We start from the raw sequence: 24,455 nt of genomic DNA, 5'->3' as shown, positions 1-24,455 counted from the left end.
CACTCGATGAAATCCACCCGCCTCGGAGCCCCGCGCATCAGCTTCAAACGCCACGTGCGTGTCGAGCTGGTTCCCGGGGGATCCGTCTACCTTGTCTCGCCCAACGGGACGTTCGCCCTGTCGGGCACGCATGCGCGAGCGGTCGCGACGCTGCTCGACGGCACCAGGACGCTGGCCGAGGTGCGGGAGGCGCTCGCGCCTGCCTGCTCTTCTGAAGAGCTCGGTCAGATGCTCGGCCGGCTTTCGAAGGCGAACCTCGTCGGATTCCGTAACTCCTCGGAAACGCGGGACACGGAGGCCGCGGCCTACTGGGACCTGGCCGGGTTCGACGCGGACCGCGTCGATCTCGGCCGGGCGTCCGTGGACATCGTGCCGGTCGGCACGGTCGACGCGGAGCAGGTCGAGGAAGCGTGCCGGGCCATGGGGATGAGCAGGGGAGACGGCGAGGGCGGGGTGGATCTCTCACTGGTCTTCTGCGACGACTACCTCGACCACGAGCTGGACGGGATCAACAGGCGGCACCGGGCTCTGGGGCGAGCCTGGTTGCCCGCCATCACGTCCGGCGCCGTTCACTGGATCGGCCCGGTCTTCGACCCGAAGGCGGGACCGTGCTGGTCCTGCCTGGCCGGCCGCCTGCGCGAGCACCGACAGGGCGAGAGCTGCGTGCGCCGCGAGCTGGGCGGGAGGGAGTCCACCCGCCCGCCGCTGGCCTCGCTCCCCGCGACGCGCGCGATCGGGATCCAGCTGGCGATCCTGCAAGCAGCCAAGTGGCTGGCGGGGAACCGCGGCGACGCGTCCGAGGTCCTGTGGACCATGGACACCACCACGCTGGAGGTCCGGCGGCACGTGGTGGAGCGCCGGCCGCAGTGTCCTTCGTGCGGGGATCCGGAGATGGTGGCTGCTCGGGCCAGGGCGCCGATCGTCGTACGGCCCCGGCCCAAGGCCACCTCGTCGGGCAACGGTCACAGGTCGCTGTCCGCGGAGCAGGTGTGGCAGCGCTACGGCCACCTGGCGGATCCCGTCACCGGCATCACAGGGGAGCTCCGGCGCGACCCGCGCGCGCCTTCGTTCCTGCACTGTTACCTCGCGGGGCACAACCGGGCGCTGCGATCGGACCGCCTCGACGTGGCGAGGGCGGGGCTGCGGGCGCGCAGCGGCGGAAAAGGGGCCAGCGACATCGAGGCCAAGGTGGGCGCCCTCGGCGAAGCGGTGGAGCGGTATTGCGCCTCCCGTTTCGGGGACGAGGAAACGGTGCTCGACACCTTTCGAGGTCTCGGCCCGCAGGCCGTGCATCCCAATGACTGCCAGCTCTTCCACCCTCGCCAGTTCGACGGGCGCGAGCGTTGGAACGCTGCACAGATGGTGTTCCACCACGTGCCGGCGCCCTTCGACGAGACGGCGGTCATGGAATGGACGCCGGTGTGGTCTCTCACCACAGAACGGCACCGGCTCCTCCCCACCGACCTGCTCTATTTCAGCGCCGACCCGGCTCGCGCACCGGTGCGGGCCGACTCCAACGGCAACGCCGCGGGCTCGAGCCTGGAGGACGCGATCGTCCAGGGGTTCCTGGAGCTCGTGGAGCGGGACGCGGTGGCCCTGTGGTGGTACAACCGCACGCGCCAGCCGGAGGTCGACCTGGCCTCGTTCGACGACGCGTGGATCATGGATCTCCGCGAACGGTACGCCGAGGCGGGCCGGCGTCTGTGGGTGCTCGATCTCACCAGCGACCTGGGGATCCCGGCGATGGCGGCGATCTCCAAGCGCACGGACAAACCGGCGGAGGACATCATGCTGGGGTTCGGAGCTCACTTCGATCCGCATGTCGCGCTCCGGCGGGCACTCACCGAGCTCGGCCAGCTCCTGCCCGCCGTGACCGGCGTCAGGGCCGACGGCACCGGCTACGGTCTGGCCGATCCGCATCTCCTCAGCTGGTGGCGGACGGCGACCACGGCGGCGCACCCCTACCTGCTGCCCGATTCCCCGCGCCCGCCACGGCGCAGGGCCGATTACGGCTACGTGCCACGCGCCGATCTGCGCGACGACATCGGCCACATCCGCGGCCTGGTCAGCCGGATGGGCTCCGAGCTCCTCGTGCTGGACCAGACGCGGCCCGACATCGGCATGCCTGTCGTTAAGATCATCGTTCCGGGTCTCCGGCACTTCTGGGCCAGATTCGCCGAAGGCCGGCTCTATGACGTGCCGGTCCGGCTGGGGCGGCTAGAACAGGCGACCTCGTACGACGAGCTCAACCCGATCCCGCTGTTTCTTTGACGACATTGTAGCGAGGAGAAGATAGACATGTCCGGGCCCGTGGAGGCGGCGTGGTACGCGCTGTGGTCCTTCAGAGAAGACGTCTACCTGGAGTTTCAGGAGGACGGGCTGATTCTGCGCAGCCGGTGGGAGGACGTCACCATGCCCGTGCCGGGGCCGCAGGTGGCCGAGGCGCTGCGGCGCATGTGCCTGGGGCCGATATCCCTGGAAAACGTGATCACGCGGGAAGCCGACGGCGAGGAGCTGAGCCGAATCCTCGAGGTGGTCCACCACCTCGTGGTCCGGTCCTTCGGCCCGGACCCGGAGCAGGCGTTGATCTCGGTGGTTCCCGTCTCCCCGCGAGCTGTCTTCCACCGGACTCCGCTGCCGGCGGAAACGCCGTTGCGGTTGTCCCGGTTCGTGTCGATCTTGCCGGGCAAGCGCGCCTGGCGGATGGAATCCCCGCTCTCCCTGCACCGGGTGCTCCTGCACCAAGCCGGAGCCATGGCGCTGGTCGGCGCCCTGGGCCGGCCGGTGCTTGTGTCCGCGTTGTCCCCGGGCGAGCGCCATCTCGCCGCGTGCCTGGTCGCGACCGGCATGGCCGTCCCGGCGTCGAACGCGTCAGCGCAGCCGGAGTTCGAGGAGGATCACGATCCCGTCCTGGTCGGCTGGAACCCGCTCGACCTCATGTTCCACAGCAGGACCACGCTCGGACGTCATGACCATGACTTCGGTGCGACCTATCGGCTGGGCAACCGGGCGGTCGAGCCGGTCGTCAAACCGGCCGCCGGCGACAAGCACATCGATCTGCCGAAACCCCGATGGCAGGAGATGATCGCGAACGACCCGCCGCTCAGCGCCGTTCTGGAGGCGGCCAATGGCGGGGTCCCCGACACCGGGCGCGTACCGTCCATCAAGGATCTCGGCGAACTGCTCTACCGGACAGTCCGGGTGCGATCCCTGACCGGCGCGCCGGACGGAACGACTGCCGTCGCCACCAGCGATCGGCCCTACCGAAGTGCCGGCGACTGTTACGGCATCGAGGTCTACGTCACGGTGGACGACTGCACGGGGCTCCCCAGCGGGGTCTACCACTACGATCCACTGGCCCACCGGTTGAACCGGATCGCGGACAGCGGCGACGAGCTTCTCGAGAACGGCCGCCTGGAGGCCAATCTGGCCGAGGTCCCGCCGGTTCTCCTCACCCTGACCGCGCGATTCCGCCGTTTGTCGTGGAAATACAATGGCCTGAGCTACGCCCTCGTGCTCAAGGACGTCGGAGCGCTCACCCAGACTCTGTCACTGGTGAGCACGGCGATGGGGCTGCCCACGTGCGCGCTGGACTGCGACGACGTGGACGCGTCATCACGCGTTCTGGGCCTGGACTGGAAGATCGAGTCAGGCGTGGCCGGGCTGGTGGTGGGCAGGTCCGGCGGCGCCCGCCCGGAGTGCGAGGAGGAAAGGCATCCGATGAATGATGCGGGATGGACAGAGGATGCCAATGGTTTGATGCGCTGAGCTCTCGGCCCTAAATCAGGCTACTCGAGTTGATTGACCTGATATAGCCTGTCTGGCGACTAGGGGGGATAGTTCGCCGGGGGCGGAGGGGTGGATGGCGAAGAATCTCGTGACGTGGGCGCGGGATGTGCGATTGCATCGGATCTTCTCTTCGGTCTCCTGGGCGCGGCGAAATGGCGGCGCCACGCTGCCGGCGCCGCGCCTGGCCCTGATGGTCACCGCCGGAGTTCTCCTCGGGGCCGCCCTGAATGCGATCTTGAATACGCTCAATGGCATTGGCCGGGAATCGGCGGAGATTGCGGGCGTTGTGGCTTTCGGCGCCTGCATGGCGGTGGCGTTCGGGCTGCAGATCGCCCATTCTTTCGGGCGGCCGTGGCGCTGGCCGCTGATCTCCCGGATCACCTCGATGACGGCGCTGGCGGCCGTTGTGCTCGCCCCGGCCCTGTGGATCGGCCCGCAGGCCGCCGCCATAGTCCCGCTCCTGGCGGCGTCCATTCTGCTTGTCGTCCCGGTCCCTTACCGGTGGCTGCTGTACGGCCTGGCGTGCGTCGTCAACCCCGTACTCTACTTTGTACAGGGGCTGGGCATAGTCAATATCATCTTCGTTTTCGTGTTCACCCTGGTGCAGGGTCTTGTTTTCTACGGACTCAGTTTCCTGGCCGAACTCGCGGAGGAGCTGGAAGGCGGTCGCAGCTCATTAGGCCGGATTGCGGCGGCCGGCGAGCGGGTGCGCATCGCCAGAGACCTGCATGACGTGGTCGGACACGATTTGCTGGCGTTCACGCTGAAGAGCGAATTGGCGCACCGCCTGTTGCCGGCCTCGCCGGAACGGGCCGAGGGGGTCATGTCGGAGGCCCTGTGGATCGCCCGCCGGGCGACCGCGGCACTGCGGACGATCCCGATGGGCTGCCAGAAGCTGTCGTTGGCCGGAGAGGTCAGGTCGATCGAGTCCACGCTGTCGGTGGCGCAGATCGAGGTCCGCATGAGCGTCTCGTGCCGCGACCTTCCCGAAATCGCCGATTCGGTGCTGGCCATTGTGCTGCGCGAGGCGATCACCAATGTGTTACGCCACAGCAAGGCGCGGCAGTGCGAGGTCGACGGCGGCGTGCGCGACGGTCTCGCGTGGCTGAGCGTGGCAAATGACGGGGTCAATTCCGACGCGGTCTCATCGGACGGCAGCGGGCTGGAGAACCTGTCGTCGCGGCTGGCCGCGGTCGGCGGACGGCTCACCGTGACCCGGGAGGACGGCTGGTTCCGCCTGCTCGCCGAGATCCGGTTGTCCGACGTGCCGGCCGGGGCGCCGGCTCCGCCATCTGACGCCGGTGGCGGGAAACCCGCTGAACTCCTCCGCCAGAGCTCGGTCCGCTGGGCGCCTGGAACGGTCAATCTCCTGACATTAGCGGTTTTGCTGGGCTATATCCCTATTCTGATCACGAACATTCTCTGGCGTAATCCCGCGGGCTTCACCTGGGGCGTCGGGATCTGCCTCGCCGTTCTTCTGATCACCCAGTTGGCGCACACGTTCTTCGGTCCGAGGGTATGGCCGACGCCCGTCCGCATGACGACGCTCTCGATCCAGGCGGTGGCGTCGTTCCTGCCCATGGTGTGGGTGGGCACGCTGTGGGGCTCGATGGGCGGCTTCCTCGCCGGGTCGATCCCGCTGGTCGTGCGGGGACGCCGGCGATGGGCGCTGTACGCGGCGGTCGGGGGAGTCGTCCTGGCCCTCGATGTGGCCGGCGGGGACGAGACGACGCTGCTGGGCTATCTGGTGATCTCGACCCTGCAGACCGGGCTGGTGATCTACGGGCTGACGTCGCTGTCGGCGCTGGTCGCCGAGCTGCACGCGACCAGGAAGGAGATCGTGCGCCTCGCCGTGGAGCAGGAACGGCTGGGCGTGGCGCGCAAGGTGAACGAGCTGCTGGACCGCGACCTGTCCACGATCATGTGGAACTGCGGCGTGGCCCGCGGTCTCACGCTGACCGAGCCGGAACGCGCCCAGGAGCACATCATGGAGGTCCTGGTGGCGGCGCGCCGCCTGGTGGCCGAGGTGCGCTCCACGGCGAGCGGGTACCGGCACGTGTCGCTGGCGGCGGAGGTCGATTCGACCCGCGCGGCGCTGTCGGCGGCGGGCATCGAGGCTCAGGTGGACATCGCCTGCGCCCGGCTCGCGGAGGAGGCGGACGTGGTGCTGGCCATGGTGCTCCGTGACGCGATCACCGGCATGGTGCGGCGGAGCGGCGTGCGCCGCTGCGTCGTCACCGTCACCCGCGAGAACGGCTACGTACGGCTGCGCGTCTCGCACGACCGGGCCACGGCCACCCCCCGCGAGGAGGGCCGTCTGAGACTGCGCCTCTCGCGCGATCGCACTAGTCTGTCGGAGAGCGACGAGGACAGGCTGGAGCAGGTCCGGGCGCGCTTGGATGCCGTCAACGGCGACCTGCGGACGGAGACGACGGGGGAGTGGTTCCACCTCACTGCTGAGCTGCCTTCGGATGTCATGGCGGGCCCGCGCCCGGTGGGTGAGGGGGCCGCATGAGCTGTCACCAGTCGCGGCGAGACGTGACATCCCAGATGGAGGGCGACGGGCACGAGAGCGAGCCGGCCCACGGATGATTGGTGGTTGCACATGCTGAAGCTGCTTCTCGCCGAAGACGTTCGGATCGTGCGGGGAGCTCTCGTGGCGCTCCTGGAGATCGAACACGACCTCACCGTGGTGGCGGAGGTGGAGAGCGGCGACCGGATCGTGCCGGTCGCGCTCGAGAAACGCCCCGATGTGGCGATCATCGACATCGACCTGCCGGTGATGGACGGTCTCACGGCGGCGCAGGAGCTCCATCAGCGCCTGCCGACCTGCCGCAGCCTGATCCTGACCGGGCTCGGCCGGCCGGGCACCCTCCGGCGGGCGCTGGCCGCGTCGGTGTCCGGGTTCCTCCTCAAGGACACGCCGGCCGACCGGCTGGCCACCGCGGTCAGAGAGGTCGCCGCCGGGGGACGGGTCATCGACCCGCAGCTGGCCCTGACCGCCTGGGACGTGGGCGAGAACCCGCTGACACAACGCGAGATCCAGGTCTTACGCCTCGCCGCGAAAGGCGCGGAGCCGCCGGAGATAGCGGCCAGCCTGCACGTGTCCCCCGGGACCGTACGAAACTACCTTTCGAAGATCGTGGTCAAGCTCAACGCCCGCAACCGGGTGGACGCCATCCGCATCGCCACCGAAGCCGGCTGGTGCTGACCGGGCTCGCAAGGAGATGCGGGCCGATCCTGGTGCTCGGACCATGGAGGCATGGATTCGGACCGAGCTCATGAGCGCACGCTCACCTTGGAGGCGTTCGCCGACACGATCGTTCCCGGCGAGAAGCGGTTTCCCGGCGACGTCGCCGTCGCGGGGGCCTCGCAGGGCGGCGGCGCCGTCGCGGCGGGCGCGCTGCCGCTGCTGCAGTGGGACGCGACCGGGCTGAGCGGCGCGCTCGACGACTACGTCAGGGACCTCAACGCGCACACGCGGCGCTACGCCGCCGAACACCGGCTGTCGCTGGATCCGGCCCTTCCCCCGTTCGCCGCCCTGCCGTTCGAGCGGCGCACCGAGCTGGTGACGCTCTTGACGTCGCCCGGCCATCCCGAGCAGGAGCTGTGGATCCTGCTCGCGCTCTTCTGCTACATGTCCTACGACGCGGCCCCGCACCTGCACACGGCCGAGGCGATCGCGGGCGGCCATCCCGGGCTCACCTCGATGGGCATCACACCCCCTGATCCCGACGGTCTGTGGCGCTACCCCAAGAACTCCTACGGCCGGCAGCTGGCCCGCCTGCACCCGGACACGACCGCGTCAGGGAGCCTGCGATGACCAGCGTGGAACGCACCGACGTGCTCGTCGTCGGCAGCGGCTTCGGCGGCGCCATCGCCGCCTACCACCTCGCCGCCGGCGGCGCCGGTGTGGTCGTCCTCGAACGCGGGCCGTGGCTGGAGACAGCCGAGTTCGAGCACGACTACAAGCTCGGTTCGTCGTACACGAGGATCTTCGACTTCACCGTGGGCGACGGCATGAACGTGCTCGGCGGCAACTGCGTCGGCGGCGGCAGCGTCATCTACTTCGCCGCCATGCCGCGCGCGCCCCGGTTCGTCTTCGAACGGCAGGGCGGGATCGGCAGGAGGATGTGGCCGGCGAGCATCAGCCGGGACACGCTGGACCCGTGGTACGACCGCGTCGCGGAGTCGATCCCGGTCAGCACGCAGGGGTGGGAGGACGTCTCCTATCCCGGCGGCCTGTGGGCCGCGGCCTGCGACCACGCCGGCCGCACCGCGAACCCGGTGCCGGTCGCGATCGACAACGACACGTGCGTCAAGTGCAACTGGATGATGGCCGGGTGCAGGTTCGGGGCCAAGCGCTCCCTGCTGACCAACTACCTTCCCGCGGCCGTCGCGCACGGGGCGAGCGTGCGGCCGCTGCACGAGGTGCAGCGCATCACGCGCAACGACGACGGCGGCTACCGCGTGCACTACGACGTCATCGACGGCGAGGACTACCGCGTCCGCGGCGAGTCGGGCGCGATCGACGCCAAGATCGTCGTACTCGGCGCCGGCGCCGGCGCCACCCCGGTCATCCTGCAGCGCAGCGAACCGGGGCTCGGCCCGATGCCCCACGCGGTCGGGCGGTACTTCTCGGGCAACGGGGAGCGGCTGGTCACCGCCGTCATGAACGAGGATCGGGTGCGCGACGTGCTCGGGCTGGAGCGCGAGGACGGGACGGCGTACGAGGCGTTCCACATCGGCAAGGGGCCCTGCGTGGCCAACTGGGATCGGCTGGACGGCTCTCTGCCCGAGTTCAGCCGCTATTCGCTGGAACAGCTCTATTTCCCCCCGGGCCTCGGCACGATCCTGGCTCAGGTGCCCGGCGGCCTGGCGCCGGCCCCGGGACCGTCGTGGTTCGGGGTGTCGAAGAAGGAGATGCTCAAGCGCTGGAAGTCCTGGCTGATCATCTTCGAGATGATCGAGGACAACAACGAGGGCGTCTTCGGGCCGCCTCCGCCCACCGGCAACGCGGTGCGGATCAGCCAGCAGATGCTGGGGCGCGGAACGTTGCGCTACGACCCGTCGCCCAGCACGCTGCGGGCCTGGGCGCAGGCGGACGCCGAGGTCAAGGAGATCCTCGAACGCGACGGGCTCGGCCATGCCGAGGCCTGGTCCAACGACGTGGTCGGCGCGTACACGGTGCATCCGCTGGCGTCGTGCCGGATCGGGGACGACCCGGCCACGTCGGCTCTCGACGACCGCCACGAGCTGCGCGGCCACCCGGGGATCTTCGTCACCGACGGTTCCGCGGTGCCCGGCGCGCTGACGGTCAACCCGGCGATGACGATCGCGGCGCTCGCCGAGCGCGCGGTCCCCGGCATCGTCGAGGCCGCGCGAGAGCGGGGCGTCCAGGTGCGTTACGGGGCGCCCGCCCCCGACGGCGGCACCAGCGGGCGGCGCGGCGTCATGCACCTCACGGGCAGACCATGACGGGACTGCTCGCCCGCGTTGTCCGGCGCAGGGCGCTGGAGCAGGTGAACCACGTCGCCCCCGTCCCGCCGGGCGCCGCGCGCGGGCTGGTCGCGGACGTCTACGCCCAGGTCGAGCGCGACTTCGGGATGCTCGCGCCGCCGATCGCGCTGCACTCGCCCGCACCCGAGGTGCTGGCGGCCGCGTGGGCGATCCTGCGCGAGTCACTGGTGGCCTCCGGAGCCGTGAGCCGCACGGTCAAGGAGGCGGTGGCGGCCGCGGTGTCGAGGCGGAACGCCTGCCCCTACTGTCTCGATGTGCACGCCACGATGGCGTACGGGCTCATGACCGGGCGGGACGCCGCAGCCGTGGCCGCGGGCAGGACCGGGGAGATCGCCGACGCCGGGATCCGCCGTGCCGTGGCGTGGGCCGTGGGCGGGCCCGACGACGTGCCGGTGCCGGTCGAGCAGGCCCCGGAACTCTGGGGCACGGCCGTGACCTTTCACTATCTCAACCGCATGGTCAACGTGTTCCTGCCGGGCGGTCTGTTCCCTTCCGCGGCCGTGCCGCGCCGGCTGATCGGCCTGCTCACGCGGCCGCTCGTACGGGGAGTACGCGAGCAGGGAGCCTCGGCCCGCCTGCTCGCCCCCGCCGCGCTCCCGGACGACCTCGGCTGGGCCTCGGGGAACGCCGGCGTGCGGCAGGCGTTCGCGAGCGCGTCCGCCGTGCTGGAGGCGGCCGGGGCCACGGCGGTGCCCGATGACGTGCGCGAGCTGGTGCGCGGCGAGCTCGCGGCGCGCGGGGGACGGCCGCCGGGCCCGAGCCGCGGCTGGGCGCAGGAGGCCGCGGCGCGGTTGCGTCCCGCCGAGCGGGCCGCCGGCCGGCTGGCACTGCTGACGGCGATCGCCGCGTACCAGGTGGACGCGACGGTGATCGACGATTTCCGCCGGGACACGGCGGACGACCGCAAGCTCATCGAGCTCACCGCGTGGGCGAGTTTCACGGCCGCCCGGCAGTGGGCGTACGCGGCAGCACAACAAGCACACAGGTAGCCAGAGCAGAGAGGACTGACTGACGCATGAGCGAATTGCCGAACGTGATCGAGGACCTCACCGCGGAGAGCGCGGCGCTGGATCGTGTCCTGGCCGGTCTGGCCGCCCCGCAGTGGGCGGAGCAGACCCCCGCGCCCGGCTGGACGGTCGCCCATCAGGTGGGGCACCTGGCGTTCATGTTCCGGATCGCGGGGCTGGCGGCGTCCGACCCGGACGCGTTCCGGGCGATGACGGCGTCCATCAAGGGCGGTTTCAACCAGGCCGTCAACGCCGCGCTGGCGGAGTACGTCGTGCTGTCGCCCGCGGAACTGCTGGCGCGCTGGCGGGAGGAGCGCGCCGCCGGGATCCGCGCCCTGTCCGCGGTGCCGGCGGGACAGGTGGTCCCCTGGCTGGTGCGGCCGCTGCCGCCCGAGATCCTCGCCTCGGCCGGCATCATGGAGACGTTCGCCCACGGCCAGGACATCCTCGACGCGCTCGAGCTCCCGCGCGAGTCTGCGGACCGCCTCAAGTATCTCGTCCTGTTCGCGGTGCTGACGTGGGACTTCGGTTACCAGGCGCGTGGGCTGACGCCGCCGGACGTGCAGTTCAGGTACGAGCTGACCGCGCCGTCGGGCGAGCTGTGGGCGTACGGCCCGGACAGCGCCGAGCAGCGGATCACCGGCGCGGCGCTCGACTTCTGCCTGCTGGTGACGCGGCGCCGGCACCGCGACGACTGCGACGTCACCGCGGTGGGGCCCGACGCCGACGGGTGGCTGGACATCGCTCAGGCCTACCGCGGGCCCGCCGGCCCGGGCCGACGCCCCGGCCAGTTCGCGAGGGTGCCGGCGTGACGAACCGCCAATGAGCGGCGCCCGCCGACCGTGACGGTCGGCGGGCGCCGCTCATTTCGCCTTGGGTCAGACGGGCAGCCGCCGCTTGACGTCTTCCCGCAGGGCCGCCTTGTCGAGCTTGCCGACGTTGGTCACCGGCAAGGAGTCGACGAGGACCACCTTCTCGGGGAACTTGAACCTGGCCACCCCCGCCTCCAGCAGCACCGCCCGGACCTCCTCCAGGGTCACGTGCTCGCCGGGGGCCGGAACGACGTACAGGCATATGGTCTCGCCCAGCTCCTGGTCGGGCATCGCCACCGCGGCGGCCTGCCGGACGCCGGGGACCCGATGGGCGAAGTTCTCGACCTCCTCGGCGTTGATCTTCTCGCCGCCCCGGTTGATGACGTCCTTGTCCCGGCCCGTCACCACCAGGTTGCCGTCCGGGGTCCGGCGCACGACGTCGCCGGTGCGATACCAGCCGTCCCCGGCGAACGAGCGGCTGTTGAGGTCGGGTGAGCGGTAGTAGCCCCTGATCGTGTAGGGGCCGCGGGCCAGCAGCATCCCCGGCTCTCCTGGCGGCACCGGCCGCCCGTCCTCGTCCACGATGAGGATCTCGTCGCCGGGGGAGATCGGGCGTCCCTGCGTCCTGGTGATGACGTCCTGCGGATCGTCGAGACGGGTCAGGCACAGCAGGCCCTCTCCCATCCCGAACACCTGCTGCAGCGTGCAGCCCAGCATGGGGCCGATCTCCTCGGCGACGCCGTCGGCCAGCCTGGAGGCGCCCACCTGCAGCAGCCGCAGCGAACTCAGGTCCGCGCCCGGATCCGCGGCGCGATGCTCCAGCCAGCGCTGCACGATCGCCGGCACCACGGACGTGGCGGTGACCCGCTCCCGCTCGATCAGCGGCAGCGCCTGCTCAGGAGCGGGGGAGCGGGCGATCACGACCCTGCCGCCGGACAGGAGCGCGCCGAGGACGCCTGGCCCGGTGTTGACGAACCCGTGGCCGAGCGGGAGCACGGCGAGGTACGTCGTGTCCGGACCGAACGCGCAGATCTCGGCGGCGCGTTTGATCATGTACGTGAGGTCGTTGTGGGTGCGCGGGATGAGCTTGGGCACGCCTGTGCTCCCACCGGAGAGCAGCAGCGTCGCGACGGCGTCCCCGTCCGGCGCGGCCGAGTCGAGCTCCTTCGCGGTCGCGTCCGGATCCTCGGCGGGCTCGCACAACGCTCCGAAGCCGATGGCCCCCGGCCCGGCCTCGGCGTCCACCACGACGACGTGTTCGCAGCTGGGGACGGCTGCCGCGATTTCCAGCGCCATCGCCCGGTGGTCGAAGCCCTTGACCGTGCCGGGCACGACGAGCAGCCGGGCCTCGGCATGGGCGACCACGCCGAGCACCTCGTTCCGGCGATGCTGGGGCAGCAGCCACACCGGCACCGCGCCGAGTCGCAGGCACGCCACGGTCAGGACGACGAACTCCCAGCGGTTCGGCAGCTGTATCGCGACCCGGTCGTCGGGACGCAGCCCGAGCGCGCGCATCCGGGCGGCGAGGCCGTCGGCCCTGGCCATGAGCTCCCGGTAGGTCATCCGGGTCGTGCCGTCGACGAGGCACGTGGCGTCCGGATGCTCCCGCGCGGCCCGCGCCAGGTGCGTGCCCAGCGACAGCCCCTCCCAATAGGAAAGGGCCGTGTAGCGGGCCGCCGCGGCTTCCGGCCACGGAACCATGCCCGATCTGGTCGGGTGTACTGCTGCCGACATGACGCTCCCGGAAATAACGGCTCGCACTCTCCGCCTGGAGCATAGGAAGCGCTGTCTGAATCCGTCATCTCGGTTATTGCGTGGCCCGAGCGGCACGACTGGAGATGTCCCGGAGATTCGCGCCTGCCGAAAATAGCCTCACCAGGATTGTCATTCTCCCATGATTTCCGCGGTATCCGTTGAAGAGGAGAGATCACTTGAGTGAGCACGCAGTGTCCGGCGAGCCCATTGCCATTATCGGAATGAGTTGCAGGTTCGCGCCGGACCTCAACTCTCCCGAGCGGCTCTGGGAATTTCTCGCCGCCGGCAGGAGCGCAGTCGGTGATATGCCGGACAAACGCTGGAAGCCGTACGCGGCGAGCAGCCCGCAGGCGACAATGATCATCCGAGAGGCGACCCGCCGCGGCTCGTTCCTCGATGACATCGAAGGGTTCGACGCCGACTTCTTCGGGATCTCGCCCAAAGAGGCCGACTTCCTCGACCCGCAGCAGCGCTTCATGCTCGAGCTCTCCTGGGAGGCCCTGGCGAACGCCGGCATCGCGCCGCTCTCGCTGACCGGCACCGACGCGAGCGTCTACGTCGCCGCCAACTCCAACGACTACGGCCGCCGCCTGCTCGAGGACATACCGCGGACCGGCGCCTACGCGGTGAACGGAACCACGTTCTACGGCATCGCGAACCGGGTCTCGTACTTCCTCGGGCTGCGCGGGCCGAGCATGGCCGTCGACACGGCGTGCGCGGGCTCCCTGACCGCGCTGCACGTCGCCGGCCAGGCCCTGCGGTCGGGGGAGACGTCGCTCGCGATCGTCGGCGGCGTCAACATCATCGCCACGCCCGCGCTCAACGTCGCCCTGGAAGGCGCGGGCGCGATGTCCCCCGACGGCCGCAGCAAGGCGTTCGACAGGGACGCCGACGGCTACGGCAGGGGCGAGGGCGCGGGAGTCGTCGTCATCAAGCGCCTGGCTGACGCGCGCCGCGACGGCGACCCCGTGCGGGCGGTCATCCTCGGCAGCGGGGTCTTCCAGGACGGACGCTCCGACGGCATGATGGCGCCGAACGCCGAGGCGCAGGAGCACATGCTCCGCGAGATCTACGCCCGCATCGGGGTGGCGCCGCAGGACGTCGACTACGTGGAGGCCCACGGCACGGGCACCCCGGCCGGTGACGGCATGGAGATCAAGGCGCTCTCCAGGGTGCTCGGCGCGGGGCGGCCGCACGGACGTCCCTGCCTGATCGGCTCGGCCAAACCGAACATCGGCCACGTCGAGGGCGGGTCGGGCATCGCCGGGGTCATCAAGACGGTCCTCGCCCTCGAGCACGAGCAGCTGCCGCCGAGCCTGCACAACGTGCCCAACCCGGCCCTCGCCGACTCCGGTCTGCGCCTGGTCGGCGCGGCCACGGCGTGGCCCAGGAGCGAGCGCGCCAGGATCGCCGGCGTCTCCAGCTACGGCGTGGGCGGCACGATCGCCCACCTCGTCCTCGAGGAAGGCGACCAGCCCGCCGCACCGCCGAAGGCGGATGACCTCACGGCGCCGACGGAGGCCGATGACCTCAAGGCGCCGTCAAGGGCCGGCGACCTGACAGCACTGGCGGGTGTCGATTGGCGTGCGGTGCCGGCGAGCGTCGATGGGCGCACCGCGTCGGCGGGCCTCAACGGGCACGGTGAGCCGCTGAGGGACCGCGAACCCGCCGCGTCGGTGAGGGGCGACGAGCCGGGCGCGCCGGCGCGGGAACCCGTGGCCGAGACTGCGTCGCACGAGCCCCAGGTCTTTCCCCTTTCGGCCATGTCGGAGTCCGGGCTGCGCGCGCTGGCGGGCTCCGTCGCGGACTGGCTGACCGGCGAGCGGGACGCGCCGCTGGCCTCGGTCGGGCACACGCTGTCCCGGCGCCGCTCCCACCTGGCGCAACGCGCGGTGGTGATCGCCGACTCGGCCGCGCAGCTGACCGAGCGCCTGCGTGCCTTCGCCGACGAGGGAACCGCCCCCGGCGTGCTGTCCGCCCGGGTTCCCTCCGGCCGGGAGAACTCCTTGGTCTGGGTGTTCTCCGGCCACGGCGCCCAGTGGCCGGGCATGGGCAGGCGACTGCTCGCCACCGACCCGGTGTTCGCGGCCACGATCGACTCCCTGGCGGACGTCTTCCGCGACGAGCTGGGCTGGACGCCCCGCGAGGCGATCGACGGCGGCGGCCCCTGGACGGCGGCCCACATCCAGGCGCTGACCTTCGCGATCCAGGCCGGACTGGCCGCGGTCTGGCGCCGGTTCGGTGTCGAGCCCGACGCGGTCATCGGGCATTCCGTCGGAGAGATCGCCGCCGCGGTGGCCGCGGGCGCGCTCGACCTGGAACAGGCCGCCCGATTCGCCTGCCGGAGAGCGGCCGCGCTGCAGCGCCTGGAAGGGCAGGGCGCCATGGTGATGGCAAGCCTGTCCTTCGACGAGACCGCCCGCCGTCTGGCCGGACAGACCGGCCTCGAGGCGGCCATTTCCGCCAGCCCGCATTCGACGGTCGTCTCGGGCGACAAGGACGCCGTGGACCGCCTGGTCGAGCGCTGGGCCGAGGAGGGCGTGGAGCTGCGGAAGGTCGACACCGAGATCGCGTTCCACAGCCGGCACGTGGACCGCGTCCTGGCCGAGGTCGAAGCCGCGGCGGCGGAGCTCACCCCCGTGCCGCCGCGCGTCCGCCTCTACAGCACAGCCATGGCCGACCCGCGATCGACGGTCGCGCGCGACAGCGCGTACTGGGCCGCCAACCTGCGCAATCCGGTCCGCTTCTCCGAGGCGGTCCAGGCGGCGATCCTGGACGGTCACCGGCTGTTCCTCGAGATCTCGTCGCACCCCATCGTGACCCACTCGATCATGGAGACGTGCCAGTCCCTCGACGTGGACGACGCGGTGCAGGCCGTCACGTTGCGCAGGAACACCGATGAGGCCGAGACGATCCTCGGCAACCTCGCCAAGCTGCACTGCGACGGCGCCCAGATCGACTGGTCACGGCACCACGCCCATGGCGAACTGCTCGACCTGCCCGCCGCGGCCTGGCAGCACCGCCCGTACTGGATCTTCCAGGAGTCCACGGCGAGCGCCGGGCTCGGGCAGGGACACGAGCCGGACCGCCATCTGCTGCTGGGCGGCAGGATGACGGTCAGCGGCGCCTCCGCCAGGAAGGTCTGGCAGACCCACCTCGACATGTCCTGCCGGCCCTATCCGCAGAGCCACCGGCTCGACGGCGTGGAGGTCACCCCGGCGGCGTCCATCCTCAACACCTTCATGGCCGCGGCAGGCGAGGACGGCGGCGTGCCGCCCGCGCTCGCCGACATCGGGCTGCGCACCGCGCTCGCGGTCGAGCCGCCGCGCGTGGTCCAGATCGTCCGGGAAGGCAGGTCGTTGTCGCTGGCCACCCGGCTCGCCGACGCCGGCGACGACGGCGACGAGTGGATCACGCACACCACCGCGGCCATCGACTCCAGCGGCGTGCTGCCCTCCGGCACGCTGGATCACGCGAGCATCCGCGCGCGCCTGCCGCTGAGCATCCCCGCCAGGATCGACACGATGTTCGAGCGGATGGGGGTGGAGGGTTACGCCTTCCCGTGGGAGCTCGACGAGTTGCGCGGCGACGACCAGGAGCAGATCGCTCTCATGGTCATCGAGCCCGCCCCGGCCACCCGCGCGAGCAGCTGGGCGCACGTGCTGGACGGGGCGCTGACGATCAGCGCCGCGGTCGTGTCGCCAGGGGACGCCGACGTGTTGTGGATGTCACGTTCGATCGGCAGAGTGGCCTTCCACGGCGAGCCGCCCGCGCGGATCATCGTGCACAGCAAACGCGCGCCCGCCTCCCCCGAGGACACCGTGGACGTGATCGTCGCGAACGAGGACGGCGAGATCGTCTGCGAGGTCACCGGCCTGCGGTTCGCGCCGGTCGACCATCTGGGCACCGCCGTTCTGCCGCGAGACCTCGTCCACGAGGTGGCGTGGCGGAGCCTGACCCCCGCCGGGAGCGCGTCCGTCGAGCAGGTCGTGCTCGTCGGCGGCGACGACGCGGCCGCCGTGCTCGCCGCCCAGCTCGAAAGCGCGGGCACGCCCTGCGTCGTGGTGTCGCCCGGCGGCACGGACGACTCCTGGGCGGCGGAGCTGGACCGCGACCTGTTCACCCGGCCCGGCGCGGTCGTCGTCGTTCCCCCGCTGGGCGGGCCCGGCGACCTGGAAGCGGCGACGGAACGCGCGACCTGGACGCTGATCCGCACCGCGCAGCGCCTGGCGGAGATCGGCAGGAACGGCGGCGGCGCGCCGCAGCGGCTCTGGTGCGTCACTCGCGGCGTGCGGGACGCCCACGATGGGCGCTCCCTCTCGCACGGCCCGCTGTGGGGCGTGTCCCGCATCATCGCCGGCGAGCACCCCGACCTGTGGGGCGGGGCCGTGGACATCCCCGACGTGCGGGACGACACCGGCTCCCGGCTGCTCGACCTCATGCGCGGCGCCGCGGGTGACGAAGACGTCATCTCGCTGACCGGCCACGGACCGGAGGCCGCGCGGCTGAGCCCGATCGAGCGCAGCGCCGACGGCCGGCCACTGCGGTGCTCACCGTCGGGAACCGTCCTCATCACCGGCGGGCTCGGCGCGCTTGGGCTGGAGGTCGCCCGATGGCTGGCCGAACGCGGGGCCCGCAGGCTGCTCCTCGTGAGCAGGAGCGGGCTGCCGCCTCGCGCCGAATGGGACTCGATCGGCGACCCCGAGGTCCGCCGCCAGATCGACGGCATCCTGGCACTCGAGGCGCTGGGGGTCACGGTCGCCGTCGTCCGGCTCGACATCACCGACCCCGTCCAGGTCGAAGCGGTGCTCGCGCCCGGCGCGCTCGGGCTGCCGCCGATCACCGGCGTCGTGCACACCGCCGGCGTGGTCAACGACGCGATGGTCGACAAAGTAGATCGCGACGGGCTGCGCGACGTGCTCGCGCCCAAGGTCGACGGCGCGCTGGCGCTGCACCGGCTCTTCCCGCCCGGCCGGCTCGACTTCTTCGTGCTGTTCTCCTCGTGCGGGCAGTTCGCCCGCCTCACCGGGCAGGCGAGCTACGCGGCGGCCAACTCGTTCCTTGACGCCCTGGCCCGGCACCGCAACGCGGGCGGGCACACCGAGACGATCAGCCTCGGCTGGACCTCGTGGCGCGGCCTGGGATTGTCCAGGAACCTCTCGGCCACCATGCTCGAGGCCAACTCGCGCGGCCTGGAAGCCGTCACGGCGTCCGAGGCCTTCAGGGCGTGGGCGTTCGGCGACCGGTTCCAGTCCTCCTACCAGGCGATACTCCGGGTGCTGCCGACTCCGTCGAACACGCCGCGGCTGCCGATGTTCAGGGAGCTGACCGCCCCCGACGGCAGCGACGTCGCCGCGGCGGCCGACGGCATCGCCGTCGACGTGGCCGCGCTCTCCGACGACGAGGCCCGCGACCTGGTCACGGAGGACGTGCGTGCCCAGGTGGCGGCCGAGCTCAACCTGAACCCCGCGGACGTGGACCTCAAGCGCCCGCTCATCGAGATCGGCGTCGACTCGGTGCTGGCCGTGCCGCTGCGCATGCGGCTGCAACGCCGGTACGGGGTCGAGCTCGCGCCGACGATCCTCTGGGCGAAGCCGAACGTCGTCGCGCTGGCCGAATACATGATCGAGAACCTTCGCGCCCGCCAGGAGGCGGACGAGGCGGAGGCGGCGGCCGAACCGCTGGCCGCGCTCGTCTGATGCGAGGTCCTGGGAAGGGAGCACCGTGAAGAACCTCACCGAGCCCGTTGCCCTGGCGGATGTCCAGCCGTCCGCGCCGGTCGTCGAGATCGTCGTGCCCATCTACAACGAGGAGAAGGTCCTTGAGACGAGCATCCGCCGTCTCAACGCCTATCTGACCGCCAGCTTCCCCTACTCGTTCCTGATCACCATCGCCGACAACGGCAGCACGGACAGCAGCTGGGAGCGGGCCACGTCGCTGGCGGCGGAGCTCGCCAACGTCAACGCCATCCGGATCGAGATGAAGGGCCGCGGGCTGGCCCTGCGCCGCGCGTGGACGCAGAGCCGGGCGGAGATCGTCGCCTACACCGACGTCGACCTGTCGATCGACATCGTCGCGTTCCTGCCGCTGGTCGCCCCGCTGCTGTCCGGCCACAGCGACCTCTCGATCGGCACCCGGCACGCCAACGGCTCGCAGGTCGACCGGACCGTGAAGCGCGCCGTGCTGTCCAGGACGTACAACTACCTCCTGCGGGCCACGCTGGGCGCCCGCTTCACCGACGCTCAGTGCGGCTTCAAGGCGGGCCGCCGCGAGGTGGTCCAGGCGCTGCTCACGGCCGTCGACGACAACAAGTGGTTCTTCGACACCGAGCTGCTGCTCGTCGCCCAGCGCAACGGCCTGCGCATCCACGAGGTGCCCGTCGACTGCCTGGACGACCCGGACAGCTCCGTCGATCTGTGGCGCACCTCGTACGAGGATCTGCTCGGCCTCGTCCGCGTGGCCCGCAAGGCCATCGCGGACGCCCTGCACGTGCAGGTGCCCCTGTCCCACTACCGCACCGCCGGCTCCGCGGGCGGGCCGTGGCGCCTGGCGCGGCTCGCGGTCGTCGGCGTCCTCAGCACGATCACCTACCTCCTGCTCTTCCTCATCCTGCGCGCCGTCACGCCGGCCATGGCCGCCAACGCGATCGCGCTGCTCGGCACCGCCGTCCTCGGCACGGCGGTCAACCGGCGCTTCCCCCTCGGCATCAGAGGCATCCAGTACGCGACGCACCATCAGCTCGAAGCGGCGGGCGACTTCCTCATCCGGGTGGTGCTGAGCAGCGCGGTCATCCTCGCCTTCCAGGTCTTCGCGCCGGCCGTGGCGGCGACGATCGAGGCCCTCGCCGTCTGCGCGGTCGTCGCCGTCGCCCCGTTGCTCAGGTTCCTGCTGATCCGCCCGTGGCGCGGCGCCCGGAAACGCCCGCAAGAGCGGCCAGAGGAGCGGGGGGTGAGGCAGCGTGAGCACACGCCGTCCCGATGAGCGGGAGTACGTCCACGAACGGCTCGGTGACCGTTTCGAGGAAGCGCTGTCGCTCTACGACACCGCCCGCCGGGTCGAGACGCTCATCGACGAGTTCCTGACCGACGAGATGGTGCGCGGCAAAGAGGCTCTCGACGTCGGCTGCGGGCTCGGCTACTTCAGCCGCCGCCTGCACGAGCGGGGGGCCGTCGTCACCGCCACCGACCTCGGCGCCGGCCTCGTGGAGCAGACCCGGCGCAGGGTCGGCTGCCGCGGCGAGGTGGCCGACGCGCTGCGGCTCGCGGACCACTTCGGGCCCGGCCGCTTCGACGTGGTGGTCTCCTCGGAGTGCATCGAGCACACGCCCGACCCCGCCGGGGCCCTGCGCCAGATGGCGCGGGTGCTCAAGCCGGGCGGCCACCTGGTGGTCAGCACGCCGAACCTGCTCTGGCGCCCGGCCGTCATGCTCGCGACCCGCCTCGGCCTGCGGCCGTTCGACGGCTTCGAGAACTTCAGCACCTGGCGCTCGCTCCGCGCGCCCCTGGAGGAAAGCGGCATCACCGTGCTCCGGGAGAAGGGACTGCACCTGTTCCCGTTCCAGTTGGGGGCGCACGGCCTGTCGCGCCGTTGTGACGCACGCCTGCAGTCGCTGCGGTCGCTGATGATCAACCTGTGCCTCCTCGGGCGGAAACGAGCCGGCACGTGATCCCATGACCAGACTCCTGATCATCAACGCGGACGACTACGGGCTGACCGAGGGGATCGCCCGCGGCATCCTGCGTGCCCACCGGCACGGCGTGGTGACCAGCACGTCCGTCCTCGCGGTCGGGCCGTGCGTGCGGCGCACGGCCCGCTGGCTCGCCGACGAGCCCGCGCTCGGCACCGGTGCGCATCTGGCTCTGATCGGGGTCGATCCGCCGGTGCTGACCAGCAGGGAGATCCCCACGCTCACGACGGGGCGCGGCGGCTTCCCGCGGGACTGGCGGTCCTTCCTGGCCAGGGCGTCGGCGGGACGGATCGATCCCGCCGACGTCGAGCGGGAGTTCTCCGCCCAGCTCGAGCGCCTCACCGGCGAGTGCGGCCTGCGGCTGACCCACCTGGACACCCATCAGCATCTCCATCTGTGGCCGCCGGTCTCCCGCGTGTTCGTCGCTCTCGCGCGCCGCTGGCGCGTCAGTGCCGTACGGCTGCCGTCCAGCCGGGCCCGCGGGCCGAAGGGAGCGGGGATCCGCCACCTGAGCAGCCGGCTGGCGCGGCGGACCGGCGCGGCGGGCCTGCTCAACCCCGAGGCGTACGCCGGACTCGACGAGGCGGGCCGCCTCACGCTGCCCCGGCTCATGACGACGATCGACCGGCTGGCCGCTTCGGGCGCCGCCACCGTCGAGATCAACTGTCACCCCGGCGAGGGTTGCGACGACGCCGCCCGCGCCCGCTATTCGTGGGGCTTTCACCGGGCCGGCGAGCTCGCGGCGCTGACCAGCCGGGAGCTGCGAGACAGGATCGCCAGGCACGGATTCCGCACCGGCACCTACGCCGACCTGCCGGACCCGGCAGGCCGGCCGTCGCCCGCATAAGGGGCTCGGAGGAGGAGTCACATGTCTGCCTGGCTCGACGCGTGGAACGGCGACCAGAGCCTGTACGTCAACGACCGCCACAGGCGATGCCACTACAGCGCGATGGCGGAGGAGATCGTCGCCTTGCTGCCGCCCGGCGCCGGACGCGTCCTCGACTACGGCCCCGGTGAGGCGCTGTCCGCCGGCCGCGTCGCCGAGGTCTGCCGGGAAGTGATCCTCTGCGAGGCGGCGGACACCATGCGGGCCGCTCTGGCCGCCCGGTTCGCCCGCCACCCGGGTGTGACGGTGATCGGCCAGGACGGGCTGGCCCGGCTCGCCGACCGGTCCGTCGACCTCATCGTGGTGCACTCGGTGGTGCAGTACCTCACCGCGGACGAGCTGAACGCCCTGCTGCGCGCGGCGCACCGCCTGCTGGCGCCCGGCGGCCGGTTGGTGCTCAGCGACCTGGTGCCTCCGGGGGCGGGCCTGCTGTCGGACGCCGTGGAGCTGCTCCGGTTCGCCTTCAGGGCGGGCTTTCTGGTGGCCGCGGTGGCCTCCCTGGCGCGCACGGCGTTCTCACCGTACTCGCGGGCCCGCCGCCGGCGTGGCCTCACCCGGCTCGACGAACGCCGGCTGACGATCCTGGCGGGCCAGGCGCGCCTCACGGGCAGACGCCTGCCGGCCAACCTCGGCAACAACCGGGCCCGGTGGGCTTTCCTCGCCCACCGGGCCGATGTCGCCGCCGCCGGCGAGTAGCCGCCGGCTGTCATGTGCGTCGCCGGCGGCAAGTAGCCGCCGGCTGTCATGCGCCTCGATGCGCCCGCAGGATCAGTGAGACCCCGTTGAGCGACCTCACCGGGAGGTAGCGCTCGGCGGCCACGATCGCGGTGAGGCAGGCGTTGATCCAGGCGGGCGGCGCGACGACGTCACTGCCGGTCGCCCGCCGCCGGTGCCATGCGGCGACGGGCCGCAGCAGCACGTTCCAGCTCCACATCTCGTCGATGACGAGACCGGCGTCCTGGACGCACCGGGCCAGCCCTTCGCGGCTGTACCTGCGGAAGTGCTGCGCGACCTCGTCGTGCGCCGACCACAGGCGCATGTCGGCGGGGACGGTGATCAGGGCCGTGCCCCCCGGGCGGAGGACACGGAAGATCTCCGCCGCCGCGAGGTGATCCTCCTCGATGTGCTCGAGGATCTCGAACGCGGTGACCAGATCGAACGTGCCCTCCGGCCAGGGGAGGTCGCGCGCGTCGGCGTGCACGGCGTTGAGCCCGCGGGCGCGCGCGATGTCCACGGCGGTCTCCGAGACGTCGCCCACCACGGTGTCCCAGCCCTGCTCGACCAGGACCTGGGAGTTCCCGCCGCCGGCGGCCCCGATGTCCAGGGCTCGTCCCGGCGGGCCCAGGCGGCGGAGCTCGCGAGCGAGAATGTTGCGCTTCTCCCTGAACCACCAGTGACGTTCCTCGATGTCCGCCATGCGGTGGATCTCGGCCGATCTCACAGGCACCTCCGGAGGAAGCCGGGTCCTTTTGACCCGGCTCGAAAACGTGCTCGTCGCGGCATGACCTGGGCCTCAACGCGGCGAAGAACATTCCGGCTGCTGGTCGAGCGGTGTCTGCCTGTGGAAGTCAATGTGACACCGTGTCCTGCTGCCGCGAGCGCGAGAGCACGGCCAGCGTCAGGACGAGACCGGTGGCCGCGAAGATCACACAGGCGCCGAACGCCGCCTGGTAGCCCGCCGTCATCCCGGCGGGGTCGGTTCCGGTCGCGTTGACGGCGATCACCGTCGAGACGATCGCGACACCGATCGCTCCGCCGATCTGGAGGGCCGCCGTGTTGATCCCGGAGGCGAGCCCCGCGTCCCGCTCGTCGACCCGGGACAGCGCCGCAGCCGCGGAGGCGACGGTGCCCGCGCCGAGGCCCGTACCGAAGATCAGCAGAGCGACGAAGAGGTCCCTGAAGTACTGGCCGTCCGCCGGCGCCTGGGTCAGCAGGAACGTGCCCGCGCCCATCAGCACCGCGCAGATCGCGGCGACCGGCCGGTAGCCCACCCGGGTGACGAAGGCCTGTCCGGCGTAGGCGCCGACGAACGCCATGCCGGGCATGACGGCCTGCTTGAGGCCGAACTCCAGCGGCGAGTAACCCAGCGCCTGCTGCGCGTACTGGGAGATGGTGACCGACATGCCGAAGGCGGCCATGCCCATGAGCGCCGTCACCAGGTTGCCGCCGGTCAGCGTACGGCTCCGGAAGATGCGCAGGGGCACCAGCGGCGCCGGGGATCGCCTCTCGAGGAGCACGAAGAGGCCGGCCAGTGCCGCGGCCAGCGCGAACAGCCCCACCGTCTTCCCGCTTGCCCAGCCGGCGGCCGGCGCCTCCACGACGGCGTAGACGACCAGGGCCAGCGCCGCGGTGCTGGCCACGGCGCCGGCCACGTCATACGTGTGCCGTGCGCGCCGCTCGCGGCTCTCGGGCAGGAGCAGCGGGCTCAGCAGCAGCATCACGAGCGCCACGGGGGCGTTGACGAAGAAGACCCACTGCCAGCCCAGGCCGGCGGTGAGAGTGCCCCCGATGACCAGGCCGGCCGTGGCGCCGATCCCGGCGATGCCGGACCAGCCGGCGAGCGCCTTGTTGCGCTGCGCGCCCTCGGGGAACGTGGTCGTCAGGATGGACAGCGCCGCGGGCGCCATCAGCGCGGCGGACACGCCGTGCAAGGCCCGGGCGGCCAGCATGACCTCCGTGCTCCACGCGAGGCCGGACAGCAGCGAGACGCCCAGGAACAACGCCGTGCCCCACATGAACATCCGCCGGCGTCCCAGCAGGTCGGCGGCGCGGCCGCCGAGAAGCAGGAGCCCGCCGAAGGTCAGCAGGTTCGCGCTCAGCACCCACTGTGCCTGGGCGGTCGTCATCCCGAGGTCTGCCGCTATCGACGGCAGCGCCAATATGACGATCTGGGAGTCGAGGATCACCATGAAGTTGGCCGTGCACAGCAGCACGAGCGCCGTCCACCTGGGTGCGCCGACCTTGCGGTCGACGGTGTCAGTCAGAACCATCTGCTCTCT

Annotated in this window: 16 protein-coding genes; 13 read left to right on the top strand and 3 right to left on the bottom strand. The window is 71.4% G+C overall.

What is annotated here, in order from left to right; all coding sequences use genetic code 11:
• The first annotated feature begins 6 nt into the window (after window positions 1-6).
• The 8 genes from ACIBVN_RS34550 to ACIBVN_RS34515 all read left to right on the top strand — a co-directional run bounded on the left by ACIBVN_RS34550 (window position 7) and on the right by ACIBVN_RS34515 (window position 11,128).
• Window positions 7-2,271 carry a TOMM precursor leader peptide-binding protein gene (locus ACIBVN_RS34550; protein WP_397143679.1) on the top strand — a complete coding sequence of 755 codons (2,265 nt, stop codon included), beginning with the start codon at window positions 7-9 and terminating at the stop codon, window positions 2,269-2,271.
• 27 nt (window positions 2,272-2,298) lie between these two features.
• On the top strand, window positions 2,299-3,768 hold the full coding sequence (locus ACIBVN_RS34545) for a SagB family peptide dehydrogenase (RefSeq protein WP_397143677.1): 1,470 nt from the start codon (window positions 2,299-2,301) through the stop codon (window positions 3,766-3,768).
• Between the two features lie 307 nt (window positions 3,769-4,075).
• Window positions 4,076-6,304, top strand: a complete 2,229-nt coding sequence (locus ACIBVN_RS34540; protein ID WP_397143675.1) for a sensor histidine kinase — start codon at window positions 4,076-4,078, stop codon at window positions 6,302-6,304.
• Window positions 6,305-6,394: 90 nt separating this feature from the next.
• Window positions 6,395-7,000 carry a response regulator transcription factor gene (locus tag ACIBVN_RS34535; protein ID WP_349453661.1) on the top strand — a complete coding sequence of 202 codons (606 nt, stop codon included), beginning with the start codon at window positions 6,395-6,397 and terminating at the stop codon, window positions 6,998-7,000.
• A 51-nt stretch (window positions 7,001-7,051) separates the two neighbouring features.
• Entirely contained in the window at window positions 7,052-7,612 is a 561-nt protein-coding gene (locus ACIBVN_RS34530) for a DUF5987 family protein (RefSeq protein WP_397143673.1), read from the top strand.
• Window positions 7,609-9,267, top strand: a complete 1,659-nt coding sequence (locus ACIBVN_RS34525) for a GMC family oxidoreductase N-terminal domain-containing protein (RefSeq protein WP_397143671.1) — start codon at window positions 7,609-7,611, stop codon at window positions 9,265-9,267. The genes ACIBVN_RS34530 and ACIBVN_RS34525 overlap by 4 nt, the downstream gene beginning before the upstream one ends.
• Window positions 9,264-10,298, top strand: coding sequence for a carboxymuconolactone decarboxylase family protein (locus ACIBVN_RS34520; protein ID WP_397143669.1), 1,035 nt, complete (start codon window positions 9,264-9,266; stop codon window positions 10,296-10,298). Before ACIBVN_RS34525 ends, ACIBVN_RS34520 begins: the two co-directional genes overlap by 4 nt.
• Window positions 10,299-10,324: 26 nt before the next feature.
• A complete protein-coding gene (locus tag ACIBVN_RS34515) occupies window positions 10,325-11,128 on the top strand; it encodes a TIGR03084 family metal-binding protein (protein ID WP_397143667.1) in 804 nt (267 codons plus the stop codon).
• A 66-nt stretch (window positions 11,129-11,194) separates the two neighbouring features.
• Here ACIBVN_RS34515 and ACIBVN_RS34510 read toward each other — a convergent pair whose 3' ends face one another.
• The gene (locus ACIBVN_RS34510; RefSeq protein WP_397143665.1) at window positions 11,195-12,829 is read right to left on the bottom strand and encodes a (2,3-dihydroxybenzoyl)adenylate synthase; all 1,635 of its coding nucleotides are present in this window, start codon (window positions 12,827-12,829) and stop codon (window positions 11,195-11,197) included.
• A 245-nt stretch (window positions 12,830-13,074) separates the two neighbouring features.
• On the opposite strand from ACIBVN_RS34510, the gene ACIBVN_RS34505 reads away from it, so the two are divergent.
• Genes ACIBVN_RS34505 through ACIBVN_RS34485 form a run of 5 tightly spaced genes read left to right on the top strand, consistent with a single transcriptional unit; the run spans window position 13,075 to window position 22,152 of the window.
• A complete protein-coding gene (locus ACIBVN_RS34505; protein ID WP_397143783.1) occupies window positions 13,075-18,582 on the top strand; it encodes a beta-ketoacyl synthase N-terminal-like domain-containing protein in 5,508 nt (1,835 codons plus the stop codon).
• A 25-nt stretch (window positions 18,583-18,607) separates the two neighbouring features.
• Entirely contained in the window at window positions 18,608-19,864 is a 1,257-nt protein-coding gene (locus ACIBVN_RS34500) for a glycosyltransferase (RefSeq protein WP_397143663.1), read from the top strand.
• Window positions 19,842-20,549 carry a class I SAM-dependent methyltransferase gene (locus ACIBVN_RS34495; RefSeq protein WP_397143661.1) on the top strand — a complete coding sequence of 236 codons (708 nt, stop codon included), beginning with the start codon at window positions 19,842-19,844 and terminating at the stop codon, window positions 20,547-20,549. The genes ACIBVN_RS34500 and ACIBVN_RS34495 overlap by 23 nt, the downstream gene beginning before the upstream one ends.
• Before the next feature lie 4 nt (window positions 20,550-20,553).
• On the top strand, window positions 20,554-21,417 hold the full coding sequence (locus ACIBVN_RS34490) for a carbohydrate deacetylase (protein WP_397143659.1): 864 nt from the start codon (window positions 20,554-20,556) through the stop codon (window positions 21,415-21,417).
• Window positions 21,418-21,438: 21 nt separating this feature from the next.
• Entirely contained in the window at window positions 21,439-22,152 is a 714-nt protein-coding gene (locus ACIBVN_RS34485) for a class I SAM-dependent methyltransferase (protein WP_397143657.1), read from the top strand.
• Window positions 22,153-22,198: 46 nt separating this feature from the next.
• Here the strand turns inward: ACIBVN_RS34485 and ACIBVN_RS34480 are convergent, their stop codons facing one another.
• Window positions 22,199-22,897 carry a class I SAM-dependent methyltransferase gene (locus tag ACIBVN_RS34480; RefSeq protein WP_397143655.1) on the bottom strand — a complete coding sequence of 233 codons (699 nt, stop codon included), beginning with the start codon at window positions 22,895-22,897 and terminating at the stop codon, window positions 22,199-22,201.
• Window positions 22,898-23,024: 127 nt separating this feature from the next.
• A complete protein-coding gene (locus ACIBVN_RS34475) occupies window positions 23,025-24,446 on the bottom strand; it encodes an MFS transporter (RefSeq protein WP_397143653.1) in 1,422 nt (473 codons plus the stop codon).
• Between the last annotated feature and the right edge of the window lie 9 nt (window positions 24,447-24,455).

It is taken from the genome of Nonomuraea sp. NPDC049400 (genome assembly GCF_044466425.1).
GTDB lineage: Bacteria > Actinomycetota > Actinomycetes > Streptosporangiales > Streptosporangiaceae > Nonomuraea.
The sequence above is the reverse complement of the archived record's forward strand: the minus strand, read 5'-3'. Positions and strand labels throughout refer to the sequence as shown.

Coding starts and splice junctions, on each gene's coding strand:
- ACIBVN_RS34545 (WP_397143677.1), top strand. CDS start 2,299: ATGTCCGGGCCCGTGGAGGCGGCGTGGTACGCGCTGTGGTCCTTCAGA.
- ACIBVN_RS34485 (WP_397143657.1), top strand. CDS start 21,439: ATGTCTGCCTGGCTCGACGCGTGGAACGGCGACCAGAGCCTGTACGTC.
- ACIBVN_RS34490 (WP_397143659.1), top strand. CDS start 20,554: ATGACCAGACTCCTGATCATCAACGCGGACGACTACGGGCTGACCGAG.
- ACIBVN_RS34550 (WP_397143679.1), top strand. CDS start 7: ATGAAATCCACCCGCCTCGGAGCCCCGCGCATCAGCTTCAAACGCCAC.
- ACIBVN_RS34520 (WP_397143669.1), top strand. CDS start 9,264: ATGACGGGACTGCTCGCCCGCGTTGTCCGGCGCAGGGCGCTGGAGCAG.
- ACIBVN_RS34515 (WP_397143667.1), top strand. CDS start 10,325: ATGAGCGAATTGCCGAACGTGATCGAGGACCTCACCGCGGAGAGCGCG.
- ACIBVN_RS34510 (WP_397143665.1), bottom strand. CDS start 12,829: ATGGTTCCGTGGCCGGAAGCCGCGGCGGCCCGCTACACGGCCCTTTCC.
- ACIBVN_RS34525 (WP_397143671.1), top strand. CDS start 7,609: ATGACCAGCGTGGAACGCACCGACGTGCTCGTCGTCGGCAGCGGCTTC.
- ACIBVN_RS34535 (WP_349453661.1), top strand. CDS start 6,395: ATGCTGAAGCTGCTTCTCGCCGAAGACGTTCGGATCGTGCGGGGAGCT.
- ACIBVN_RS34530 (WP_397143673.1), top strand. CDS start 7,052: ATGGATTCGGACCGAGCTCATGAGCGCACGCTCACCTTGGAGGCGTTC.
- ACIBVN_RS34475 (WP_397143653.1), bottom strand. CDS start 24,446: ATGGTTCTGACTGACACCGTCGACCGCAAGGTCGGCGCACCCAGGTGG.